Origin of the sequence: Sphingomonas sp. Leaf30, from assembly GCF_001422525.1 — a bacterium.
Taxonomy (GTDB): Bacteria; Pseudomonadota; Alphaproteobacteria; order Sphingomonadales; family Sphingomonadaceae; genus Sphingomonas; species Sphingomonas aerolata.
The window spans coordinates 35,479-48,206 of record NZ_LMKZ01000002.1; the positions used below are offsets into that span (position 1 = coordinate 35,479).

The 12,728-nt window shown below is 58.8% G+C and carries 6 protein-coding genes; 2 read left to right on the top strand and 4 right to left on the bottom strand.

Annotated features, from left to right (window positions below; genetic code table 11):
• Nucleotides 1–249: 249 nt before the first annotated feature.
• Both ASE89_RS07070 and ASE89_RS07075 read left to right on the top strand, forming a co-directional pair.
• Nucleotides 250–696, top strand: coding sequence for a hypothetical protein (locus tag ASE89_RS07070; RefSeq protein ID WP_056675560.1), 447 nt, complete (start codon nt 250–252; stop codon nt 694–696).
• A 634-nt stretch (nt 697–1,330) separates the two neighbouring features.
• Nucleotides 1,331–1,855 carry a hypothetical protein gene (locus ASE89_RS07075; RefSeq protein ID WP_156363341.1) on the top strand — a complete coding sequence of 175 codons (525 nt, stop codon included), beginning with the start codon at nt 1,331–1,333 and terminating at the stop codon, nt 1,853–1,855.
• A gap of 2,293 nt (nt 1,856–4,148) precedes the next feature.
• Here ASE89_RS07075 and ASE89_RS07085 read toward each other — a convergent pair.
• The 4 genes from ASE89_RS07085 to ASE89_RS07100 form a co-directional block, all read right to left on the bottom strand.
• Nucleotides 4,149–5,354, bottom strand: coding sequence for an ROK family transcriptional regulator (locus tag ASE89_RS07085; RefSeq protein ID WP_160172633.1), 1,206 nt, complete (start codon nt 5,352–5,354; stop codon nt 4,149–4,151).
• A gap of 189 nt (nt 5,355–5,543) precedes the next feature.
• The gene (locus ASE89_RS07090; protein ID WP_052380916.1) at nt 5,544–8,489 is read right to left on the bottom strand and encodes a TonB-dependent receptor; all 2,946 of its coding nucleotides are present in this window, start codon (nt 8,487–8,489) and stop codon (nt 5,544–5,546) included.
• A 167-nt stretch (nt 8,490–8,656) separates the two neighbouring features.
• Complete coding sequence (locus ASE89_RS07095) at nt 8,657–9,652, bottom strand: alpha/beta hydrolase family esterase (protein ID WP_082451315.1); 996 nt, start codon at nt 9,650–9,652, stop codon at nt 8,657–8,659.
• Nucleotides 9,649–12,558: a TonB-dependent receptor gene (locus tag ASE89_RS07100; protein WP_082451316.1), complete on the bottom strand. Its 2,910-nt coding sequence runs from the start codon at nt 12,556–12,558 to the stop codon at nt 9,649–9,651. The genes ASE89_RS07095 and ASE89_RS07100 overlap by 4 nt, the downstream gene beginning before the upstream one ends.
• Nucleotides 12,559–12,728: the final 170 nt, after the last annotated feature.

Consider the following 12,728-nt stretch of genomic DNA (forward strand, 5'->3'; position numbering starts at 1 on the left):
CGCTTCCCATTTTTCGATCGTTTGCGGGAAGGCACCTATCGGGCAGCTCGGTTCGAAAGTCTCGTCGTAGTCCACCACTCAGCGCAATCCAACTGTCGCAAAAGTATCGACATTTGAGACGTCCGAAATTTAGTAGTTTCGCGACAGCGACCTTATCGCGTGCGTGTGTCGGGTTGCAGATAGGTTGGGCGGTGCCAGGAATCCGCCTTCGTTCAGTTAATCCTAACCCCTCAAGGGCATGCTTTGAGCATGATACGCCTTCTCACGATCGTCACCGCGTCTATAGCCCTCGCCAGCTGCGGCAACGCGTCTGCACAATGCGCTACTCGCGATGCGCAGGGCCTCGTTGCCTCGATGAAGCCGGCCGAGCAGTTCAAGTCGATACTGACCATGGTAGTTGGGCGAACCCAGACTGCCGCTATGGTGAAAGCCCGGGACGGAGCTTCGGGTGACCAAAAGCTTGCGCAGGCAATCGACGCGGCCGTTAAGCGTCATAACGCAGAGTGGGAGAAGAACTTGGTAAGTAGCTGGCAGTCGCTCAGCGCCACTGAGATCGGCCAAGCATGCGCTGCTATGCAGAAAAATGATCAAAGATCATTCATGCCCTTCGCTGAACGCGTCGGACCCCGAGTGCAGTCGCTAAACGAGCCTCTGCTACGCAGCGCTGCAGAAGAAGTTCTTAAAACGGCCTGGTAATAACTGATATGATATCCCGAGCTCCTACCGCATTTAGCAAATCAGCAACAGGATCATGGGAGGGCGTCGATCGAAAATACGAAGTTCAGCGTGAGGGTCTCCGGGTAGGAGAGCGTTTCACCCTTCATGCAAATGGTCGCCGAGAAGTATCATTCTTTGCTTGGCCAGAAAAACATGCAGGTGCTGACGGACCTGAGTACACATGGGTTCTGGGAGCAACGTCCGCGGCCGGTAAAATTTCTATTGGTTTCGAGACGTACGCAATCCTATTCAACGCCTTTTCAAAAAATACCAGGAGACGAGCGGGCTTCCGTCAGGAAGCACCAGCATCGTCTTCGATCCTGATATCGAACTTGCGATGTGGGACCTCTGGGGGCCGTAATCGCGATAACGACTGCATTCGTGATGCGAAACTTACGGATTGCGCATCAGCCGAAGAACTGCAGCAAAACGCGGGATCCGGCGATGCAAAATACTGAGGCATCCGGGATACCCGTTCAGCCGGTTTCCTGGGGTCCGGCCTCCAAGACCGAAGGTCCGCTTTCCACCAAAGTCAGACGTTCAGCGCCCTGGATCGACGAATGACCGCTCCCGCCCAGTTGCGGACATAGGCCGTCTCGCGGAAACTACCTATATGAGAACATATTTCCTTTTCGGACTGGCGATCCTGATGCCATCAAACGAAGCCATAGCTCAAGGTCAGACCCCTTCGCCGTTGGCTTCGTCTACTCAGGTTGAGAATCCGGCCAGTCTGGCAAAGCTGGCGCTGATCCGGCGCTTTATGAAGGCCATAGGACTGCAAGATAAGCTAGACACTGGCAGCTTTCTTGAGCGTTACGCCGTGCCCGGTGGTCCCATGTGGACCATCTCATCGGGCCAGACGCTTAGCGAGACGCTGATCGGTGGCTTTGAAAAGAGGATGACCGCTTTACGAGACGCTTACGCCCAGCACCGGGCTGAGTATCAGGAGGCCTATGAGAATCACCTAAACTGGGAGTTCACCGAAGCCGAACTTGCAGAGATCGTCGGTTTTCTGGAGCGACCCGTAGGACAGCACTATTTGGATGGGCGGTGGCGTATGGCAGCATACGTCGGAACGAATACCGAAGATCTTGAGGCGCGGATCCTCGCGGAGGCGCAGGCGAATTTCCGGAAGTAGAACGAACGGCAGCTTACCACTAAACTCTGGCCGTTCCGCGGACGCCAACTAACGGACATCCCCGGATTTCATTGCGTTAGCCGGAACTATAACCATTATGGCTCCCACGAGTGCTACGACATAAAGGAGCTTTGGCAGCGCGTTTGGGTATAAAAAGTTCGGATTGATCTGTTTCATGAGGGACCATGCCAGCAGCGCTATTGCAGGCCATCTACTGCCTGCGATCCAGATTTTACGTCCCAGCCAAGTGGCGGCTGCTACCGTGAACACTGTGGTGAGCGCTAGGATCACTATGGAGGTTATTGGTAATTCCGGGAGCCCTTGCGCATAGACAAGCAGACTCACGAACGACACGACAGCAGATGACGCAAGGATTATAGCGGATGCGACGCCAACTTTGCGCCGATCTCTCGGGACCGAACCGCTCATCGTATTATATCCCCCCTTTATCAGCAATCAATCACCTAGAGAGGTGTTGCTACCAGAGGGTTAATCAGTGTTACGGAATCACGAGAACGAAACGTCCGCTTTCTGCCAATCCTGGTCATTCCGCTTCCGCCCACACCCGTTCGTATCCGTCTTCATGACGGTCACGATTGCCGACACTCATTCATTAGCTACAATGAGATAAGACTAGGGGCGGAGACTGTCGCAATGATTGGCATGTTAGCACTTGCGGCGGCTACGGTAGCTACTTGTCCCGTTGAGCAGGCACACTATGTTTTGCGCCACGATCCAAGCGTAACTGCCTACTTTCGCTCAGTCGACAGCGGTCCTGATTGGCCAAGCCATGTTGCGATAGCAATCCAGCATAAGGAATTAAGGAAGACCTTTTGGTGGCTGCCGTGGAACGGTGGCTCGAACGGGCTCCAAAACGTTGCGTCTACGGAAGACGTTACCGCCAAAGGCTGGCAGCCGCCAAGTCCGGATGGGGGGCCTCGTCCATACGGAAACAGGCAATACATCGGAACCGATGTCATGTATAATCTGATCAATCACGTTCCGAAGCGGGGAGAACCTCCTCCGGCTCATATGCTTTTCCGGGACGCGGCGGGTTCCAAAGACACCGCCTTCCTCGATAGGCAATTTTTTGATCTTGTTGGTTGCCGGAAGGAAGGCAGCTAAAACAGCGTCACTTTCCTATTAGCCCCCGAAAGCGGACGGTCCGCTCACCACCATTTATCGTCATTCATCGATTGGGTGTGCGGAAAATCCGGTCGTAATCACGACTATGCGACAAACAGGTGTTTTCCGTCATTCCGCCTGGACGACATCTTATGCTGGCAAGCCACGCACGAGTATCGACTTTTTAGAAGGCGAACGTCAGCGGCTGTCGCGAATTTAAAAGTTTTACGTAAATCCGGTGGGGCTGTCGATTGGTCGGGAGCCTCGCATTTGCTGACATGCTGGTCCTCTGTCATCACAGTCGCCCAGCGGGAGGGTAGAGTGTGCCGATGATGTTTCTCCAAGAGCTACTCGTAGGAGCTTCTTTGGCACTTGTCGCTCAAGCTACAATGTTCCCGCCCCCCCCCCGCCTCCTCTCAGCTCTTTCGAGGCGCTCGAACCGACTGTGGGGGAGCAGCACCTCGTTGTCGGGTGCGGCATTGAGAACCTCGAGGTGCTATATCGTTGGCGGGATCGCGGTAACGAGGTGGTGTCGTTTAGATTCTGGCATAAGTCGCTCTCGGCGGAGGAGCTTGCGCGCTTGAACACTTGGTTGCGCGAGTTGCGCAGCCCGGCCGTCATCATGACGTGGTGCAACCCATTCGGTGCCGACGTGATTTTCCAAGAAGCCTACACAAGGCTGTCGGGAGATCGAAAGCGCATCCGGATCAACTTCGCATACGGCCGCCTCTCCCGCGTGAATGCGTAGTCATGAGATGGCAGGCTCGGCACCTTCGGCGTATGTCTTGGTGGCTATCTCGCCTATCGGGGTGCACTCGATCCACGAGTGTTGCGGCCGCCTGCTTCTACCTCACCGGCGTCTATTCAGGCACGCTTGAAAAAGGCCGGTCGGATGGCAGCCTGAAGCGCATCGCGGACTTGAAGACCGAAATCATGTTCGTCTGGGGGCGACAGGATACGCATGTCCCCTATGCCGGACGGCAGATGATTTGCGCGCGATTGGAGGAAGTAGATGCGCGCTACGAATGGCATGAGGTGAATGCGTAGCATGCGTTTCTGAGAGACGAGGGTCCGCGCTACGACGCGGCACTGTTCCGGTGATCCGTGAGGCTGGCGTTGGATTTTTACCGCCGCGCCATGTCGGGACGCAGTCATCCGCGGCATGGCGTCAGCTAAGGTTCTTCATGAGAGCGGCGTGCGACGGCAGCGTATGGGCGATGAACGGTAGGATGGCCGCACCGATCGCGACAGCGTCCTCGTCATGACTCGCTCGTTGGATCAAAGCCATGTTTGGGACCGCGCTTCCGAGCGCGGCGATGTTACGATTCAGTTCGAGTATGAGGCTGTCCAGCAGACACGACGGCAGTCGTGCTCCAATGACGATCGCGGTCGGGTTGAGGAGGGCGTTCACCGTCATAATAGGGAGCGTGAGAGTCTTTGCCGCCTCTAGGGACCAAGCGCGGACGACCGGGTTGTGGCGTTCGACGTCTGCGCGAAGTTCCGCCACGCTACCCGCATATCCCGCTTTCTCCAGCCTAAGCCTGAGTTCGGACAGGGACACGCAGTCCTGGACGGTCGGCCCTGCGGGATGGTTGAAGTCCGCAGGAAGCAGTCCGAGTTCACCTGCTCGCCCGTTTCCGCCGCGCACATACTCGTTGTCTACGACGACAGCACCCCCTAGTCCGGCGCTGATCAACACGTAGAAGAAGTCGGTAAATTGCCGTCCGTTGCCGAACTGCGCTTCCCCGATCGCCGCCGCTGCGGCGTCGTTGTCGCGGAGGACAGGCAGGCCCAGTCCGTCTTGAAGCAGGTGTGAGACGTTCGTCGTTGCCCAGACGCCGTATGCCTCAGGCATCTTCGGCAGCGCGATCGTTCCGATATCGTCGGGTATCGCAAGACCGATGCCGATGAAGCGTTCTCGGTCTAGCTTCAATGCGTCAGTCGTCTCAGCATACCACTCCTGAACGAAGTCGACGACCATTTCGGGACTAGGAAAATCGACCTCCTTTACGGATCGCGCGCGAACGCCTCCCGCGAGGTCTAGGATCACGACGGCGACATGATCCCGGTCGATGTTTACCCCTAGCGAAAAGCAGCCATCTGGATCGATCGCGAGCCGCGAAGCGGGGCTACCTCTGGGGCCTTTTATGCGGGCAGTTTCGTGAATGAGACCCTCGTCGATGAGACGACGGGTGATGTTGGCTATGGTGGGAAACGTGAGGCCGGTCGCCGCGACGAGTTCGGACCTCGAAACCTCGCCTCCTGCGACACGGATGGCCTGCAGGACCACCCGCTGGTTGAAGTCGCTGACGCGGACAAGATTGCTGCCAGACAGGCCAACGGTCAGCCTTGGCTGCCGGTCGTTGCCACGCATGCCGTCGTCCTTGGACACCGTCGCCACCATCTTGCCGTTACCGCTATCATTCATCCCTTCATATTGCATCAAATACGGCTGGTGACGCGAACAAAAATATGGCCGCAGCGAAATGTCGCTGCGGCCTGAGTGAACCCCGTGAGTGGCTGGTCAAGGGGAGGAGAGCCAGCCTAGGGTATCTCGTGAAGCTCAGTTGCGGATGCGGACGCCAAAGGTCACTCGGCGTTCGAAGATGCTGGAGCCATACCAGAAGTTTTTGAACTGGGCGTATTGCTCCTCGTTCTCTTTGGTCAGGTTCGACCCTTGCACGAACATCGTGAACTTCGGTGTCACGTCATAGCTCGCGGACGCGTCCAGATAGCCTGTCGCGCGGTTCCAGACGGCCAGATTGTCATCAGCCGCGGCGACGAACCCACCGAAGCGCTTGCTGCGATAGTTGTAGGCCACGCGACCCTGCACTGGGCCCTTCTGATAGAACAGCACTGCGTTGGCCTGATGCTTCGAGTTGTCCGGAACGGGCAGTGATTTGCCGAAGAGATCGACATTGGAACTGCCGCTGTCGGAGTAGGTGTAGTTCAGCTGGCCGCCGAAGCCGCTGAGCACACCAGGCAGCCAATCGAAGACGGTCTGGAAACCGAGTTCGACGCCCTTGATGGAGCCACCCTTACCGTTGACCGGTCGCGTGACTGGGCCACCTTCCCGAACGACGCCATCAGCATCAGCCTGTGCCTCGATAAGGGTATTCGTCTGTAGGAAGCTCTTAACGTCGAACCAGAAGGCGGCAACGGAAAGGAGGCTGCTCTGATTGAAATACCATTCGTAAGAGACGTTGTAGTTCGCCGATCGCGGCAACTCAAGATTTGGGTTGCCCGCCGATCCCGAACTGTAGCGTTGCAGATTCGGATCAAGCGCCACGCCCTGATATGTCCGCGTTCCGTTCACCGCGAATGACGATGCCAGGCCGCGGCCGAACTGGGAGAGGTCAAGCTGACCAAGCGTCTTGGCGTAGGCGAAGCGCAGATACATGTCCTGGCGCACGTGCAGGCTAAGGTTGGCATCGGGCAGGAAATCGTCGCTGTCATTGTTCGACTTAGACGTTCCGGTCGCGATCGCTACGCCGTTCCACGAAAAGTCGCCTATGAATTGGTTGCCAGTTGGGAACGAGTAGATGCCCAGCTTCGTCTTCACGTAGCGCACACCGGCGTTCCCGGTGAAGTCGAGCGAGCCGAGTGAGCCGTCGAAATTGGCTTCGGCATAGGCGCTTATCTGACGCTGGGTGACGCGATAGCTGTTCTGGGGATCGAGGTAGGCCTTCGTGCCAGGGAAGAGCAGTGCATTGTAGGCGTTCACGTCGTTAAGTGCGTTGGGCGAAATGGCGGGAACGTTGGGAATGCCGCTGATTGGCCCGAAACCGCCCGCGGATGCGACTAGTCCTGGGAGATCGTTGAACTTGCGGATCGGCACGACGCTGTAGCCCACCGTATCGACGATGAGGGGATCCTTGTAAAAGTAGAGGTGCCCGGCCGGACCGATAGGCGAAAGATATCGGAATGCATTGTTGCCGGCGTCACGATTACCGTACCTGCCGCCAATGCGGATGTTCTTGAGAGGTCCAAGGTCCGTATCGTATTGCGCGTCTGCACGGTATACGTCGAGCGTCGCCTTCTGTTTGGAACCCTGAGACCAGGTGGAGGTCAGGGAGTAGTTGGCGGGGTTCGTCACGTCCGTTAGAAAGTTGACCGACGGCTCCGATCCGCGCCAATCCACCGTAGCGCGAACCGCGGCTAGGCCGCCTGGGTTGGCGTAGCTGCAGTTGACGGGGATCGTGGCTCCGGCGCAGCTGGTAGGAAGTGAACGGGGAACAACGCCTGCTCTGGTGGCCCAAGAGTCGATGTCGGTCTGGGTCGAGTTGTTTCGCGAATCCCCATGGACGTAGCGCAGGGCCGCGCTGAATGGTCCGTCGTTCTTGAAGCGGGCCTCGAGGTTCGTATTGAGCGATCGAGCCTTGTTGTACGCGTTCAACGTGTGAACCTGAAACCGCGACAGGTTCAGGTCGCCGAATTGCACGACGCCGTTGCTATCGATGATCGACGACGGGAGGTAGCTGTCGTTCGAGAAGTTGCCGTGTAGCACAGCCGTGTTGCCCGAATTCCTGTTGCGGAATCGGGTGTAGGCGACGTCGCCGATGAGCTGGATCGAATCCGTGACGTCGTACTGCACTGAAGCGTTTGCCCCGATACGCTCGCGCTGCGTCTGCCCATTGTCGAACTCGAGAGCGACGGGGTTGTAGAAGTAGTCCTTGTCGGCGAGCTTCGTGCTGTTCGTAATGTCGCCGTCCTTGCGGACGTCGAAGCCGGCCTGAGCATCGGTCGTCTTCAGGATGCCGTTGGTCACGCGCGGGTTCTTGTTGCTTAAGATCTCGTTGTCATACGAGCCCGCGATGAGGAAGCCGATGCGGCTGCCGTTGTAGGCGACCAGGGCAGAGGCGTTCTGGCTCCAGTCCTTTGTCCCGCTGCCATAGGTGTCCTGCACCGCGCCAGTGGCGGTCAGTCCCTTGTGAAGGTCGAAGGGCCGGCGGGTCTTGAGCGCGATGATGCCCGAGTTGCCGCCGGTCAGATCGCCGGCCGTCGGCGACTTGATCACGTCCACGCCCGCGAAGAGGGTTGACGGAATGTCGGTAAGGTTCGGCTGCGCACCGGTGATGTTCGAGGCACCGAGGAACTGCTCGCCGTTCAACGTCGTGAGGACGTTCGCGAGACCGCGGATGTTGACGGACGCACCCTGCCCTGCGGAACGCGTGATCTGCACGCCGGTGACGCGCTGAAGCGAGTCAGCGATTGTCACGTCCGGCAGCTTGCCGATGTCTTCGGCGGCAATCGAGTCGACGATCTGCGACGCCTCGCGCTTGACATTGATTGCCTTCTGCTGGGCGCCGCGGACGCCGGTGACGACAATGTCCTGCTCGTTAGAAACGACTTCCTGGACCGGTGGCGTGCCTGCATCCGGGGCCGCTGCTGCTGGACCGTCCGACGTGGTCTGCTGCGCCGTCGCGGACTGCGCACCCAGAAGCGCTACGGCCGAGCTGGCCGTGAACAGAACCGATCGGAGTGTTGTGAGTTTACGCATTGCCTTCATCCCCTCATCCTGACCGGGAGGGAACTCGAACGTGCACGGCGCTTCGGCACAGTGTCATGTTCCCTCCCCCACTCGGCTCTTTCCAAGCCCTCTTGGTCTTGCCTGAAAAGCAGCTTTCATTTGTGTTTGCAATACTTATTCAATTTGATTGAATAAAAATTGGCATGTTAGTTTGCGCTGAGCGCTCTGGTGCGGGCTGCTGGGTCACTTCTAACTGGACGGCTATGCTCGGACATGAAGCGCCACATAAGCTGCGTGTCTGCGACGCTCCACTGGTGTGTGCCACTCCTCGTCACATAGGAGACTACGTCCGCCCCCGGCTGGCAGCCGAGATAACGACGCTTCATTCTTCCGGACCTGACGAGTTCAGTTTCGACGACGCCCCGGCATCCATCAATGTCCGCCCAACGGCGCTCGGCTGCCAGCAACCCATACTGCCAATACCTCGCTCCACCGCCATCGATCGGATTTGTTGTGTCGGCGCCACCCGAAAAGGCGACGACCGGCATAGGCCTTGTTGGCTGGCAGGTCTTCACGTCGGGTTTCGGAGGCGTCGAGCGATCTGGCGCCCCCGCTCTAAGCCCTACCACCGGCGCGATCGCAGCCAGGCGATCAGACAGAACGCAGCCAAGCAGTGAGACCATCCGGCCGCCTCCGGATAGACCGGTTGCGTAAACGCGTTCTGGGTCGGTGCAGCTCTTGGCGATCAAAGTGTCGATCAACGCCAGGATGCGCGCGACGTCATCCGGCGCATCGGCGGGCGGCAAGGTCCCGGCCGTGGTCGGCACGCCTGGTATGTTCCAGGCCAGGCCACCGGAGGGAAGAGTCAGCCCCCCATCCGGCGAGGCCACGATCACGTGGTGGCGATCCGCGAGCTCCATCAATCCCGAACGGTCGAGCTGCTGTGCGCCGTTCGAGCCGCTACCATGCAGGTTGAGAATGAGCGGCAGAGCCTTCCAGGACCGGGTCGCGTGAGGCACGTAGAGCAATACCGGACGCGCCATGCCCACCGTCCCGATCTCGATGATCTGTCGCCCGGATGGCGTCAGTTCGCAGCGGGGACGTGCCGCGGATGCTGCGGCGCCGCCCGAAAGCGCGACGATCGCGATCACGCCCCGGACGATCCAACTGGCAAGCTGTGCAGGCGCCTTCGTGCGTTTCATAGCCGTATCCGAACCCCGCCCAAGACGCGGCGTTCGAAGATGGCTTGATCGAGATAGAAGTTCTTGAACTGGGCGTAGCGCTCCTCGTTCTCCTGCGTGAGGTTGGTGCCCTGCACGTATACCGTGAAGCGCGGCGTGACGTCGTAGCTGAGCGACGCGTCCAGATAGTTCGTCGGTTTCGTGAAGACGGCCAGATTGTCGCTTCCGGCCGGGGTCAGGCCGTTGAACCGCTTGCTGCGGTAGTTCATTGCGACCCGCCCCTGGAAAGGCCCCTTCTGATAGAAGACGACAGCGTTGACCTGGTGTCGGGAGTTGTCTGGAACGGGCAGCGTCCTTCCAAAGAGATCGATGTTCGAGCTGCTGCTGTCGGACAACGTGTAGTTCAGCTGCGTGCCGAAACCGCTGAGCAGACCAGGCAGATAGTCGAAGGTCGTCTGGAGCCCAATCTCCACGCCTTTAATGATCCCGCCCTTCCCATTAGCAGGCCGCGTCACTGGTCCCCCCTCGCGAACGACGTCGTCTTCGTCTGGCTGCGCTTCTATCGCCGTGTTCGTCTGTAGGAACGATTTGACGTCGAACAGAAAGGCAGCCACCGACAGGATGCTGTTGCGCGAGAAATACCACTCATAGGAAACATTGTAGTTCGTCGACTGCGGAAGCTTCAGAGATGGGTTTCCGGCGGATCCCGAGTTGAACCGCTTCAGATCCGACGGGAGGGGCTGCCCGTTGAACGTCCGCGAACCGTTGATGACGTAGCTGAAAGCGAAGCCCTGCCCGAGCGTGGCCAGGTCGTAGGTCCCGACGACCTTGGCGAGCGCGAACCGCAGTCGCATGTCGCTCGCCAGCTCGAAATTGAGGTTGGCATTCGGTAGCCAGAAATCGCTGTCGTTCTTGTATTTTACGGTTGGCAGCGCCAGCTGGACGCCGTTGTTGGCGTTCAACCCGACGAAGGCAATCCCGTTTGCTGGGTTGGTAAAGATGTCGAGCGAGTTGCGCGCGTACCGCAATCCAACGTTCCCAGTGAACGGAACGATCAGCTGCCCGGCGACGTCCGCCTGAAGGTAGGCGGCGACGTCACGACTGTTGACGCGATACGACTGCGTCGGGTTTGCGTATTCCCGCGTACCAGGAAACAATGCCTCATTGAATTGCCGGACATCGTTGAGCGCGGTCGGATTGATCGCTGGTAGGGCTGGAATGCCCGTGATGGGACCAAAGCCGGTGGCCATCGTGGTCAGGCCGGGAATGTCGGCGAACTTGCGCACCGGCACGAGGGAGCGGTTGAGCCCGTTGACCCGGTTAATGCCAGTCGCGTCCTTGAAGTAATAGAGATAAGGCGTCCCGCCGAATGAGATCGGAGACAAGAGCCGGAAAGCTTCGTTGCTGACGTCACGCGTCCCGTATCGGCCGCCGAACTGTAGCTTTCGCAGAAGGCCGTCGTCGCTGACCCGGTAGGCCCCATCAATCCTATACGCGTCGAGCTGAGCTTCGGAGCGGTTTCCAAAGGCCCATGTGGACGTCAGCGAGTAGAGCGCAGGATTCGTTACGTCGCTCGCGAACGACACCGCAGGGTAGTGGTTGCGGAAGTCGATGCTAGCGAGGACGCTGGGAAGACCGCCCGGATTGCCGTAGACGCAGGACGCCGGCGTCGCCGTGCAGTCGACGACGCTCGAGCTCCTTGGAACGAGAATGCTTCTGGTGGCCCACGCATCGACGTTGCCGGAGATGTAGCTCGATTTCGAATCCGCCTGCACCCAGCGCGCCGATGCGGTGAACGGGCCTCCATCGTCGAAGCGCAGTTCGACGTTCGTGTTGAGCGAACGAGCCTTCGTGTAGTTGTTAATGGTCGAGGTGTGGAAGCGGAACAGGTTCGCGTTGCCGACTTCCAGCACGCCGTTTCCGTCGATGATCGAACTGGACTGGTAGGCGTTGTCGGAAAAATTGTTGTGCAGCACGGCCGAAACGCCGGAGTCTCGGTTTCGCAGGCGCGTGTAGGCCAGATCCCCGATAAGCTGAAGCGAGTCCGTGATCTGATACTGTGCCGACGCATTGGCACCCAGCCGCTGTCGATCGGTGATCGAGTTACTCATCTCGAAGGCGACAGGATTGTAGAAGTAATCGCCATCGGCGCGCAGGGTGCTGTTCGTGATGTCGCCATCGCCTCTCGTATCGAAACCCGCCGCCCTGTCCGTCGTCTTGCGGATGCCGTTGGTGATCGATGGCCGCTGATTTGACAGCGTCAGGTCGTCGTATGCGACCGCGAGCAGTCCGCCGAACCTGCCGTTGTTCCATCCGACTAGCGCCGAATACTGCTGGCTCCAGTCGTCGGTGCGGTTTCCGTAGACGTGCTGACCCGACACCGATGCGGTCAACCCCTTGGGGAGATCGAAGGGCCGGCGCGTCTTGAGATCGACGATTCCAGATACGCCGCCGGACAGGTTGCGCGCCGTTGGCGACTTTATCACGTCGACGCCGGCGAAGAGTTCTGATGGGACGTCGGTGAGGTTTGGCTGAGCTCCCGTTATATTCGAGGCACCTAGGAACTGCTCACCGTTTAATGTCGTGAGCACCTGACCCAGACCGCGGATGTTTAGGGAAGCCCCCTCCCCTGCGGATCGCGTGATCTGGACGCCAGGCACCCGCTGCAGGGAATCCGCGATGGTCGCATCCGGCAGCTTGCCAATGTCTTCCGCCGCGATCGAGTCCACGATTTGCGTTGCATCGCGCTTGACGTTGATCGCCTTCTGCTGCGCGCCGCGGACACCAGTGACGACGATATCCTGCGACACGTCCTCCTGCGCGGCAGGCGATACCTCCTGCTGCGCCAAGGCAGCGTCAGGATGCATAAGAATAGCCGCCGAGCCTGCAAGCAGGCGCATTGCGATGAGTTGTCTGCCCGTGCGCATGGTGTCGTCCCCTGTGTTGATCGCGCAAGCGGGGACGAGCGCCGCGGTTGCCGCAGCGTCGAGTCCTCTCCTGTGCCGACCGGTGTCTAAGCCCTGTCTTAGAGTTGCAAAGAAACACACAGAGACACCGAGATCAAGACTTATTCAATTTGATTGAATAAATTTAGAGA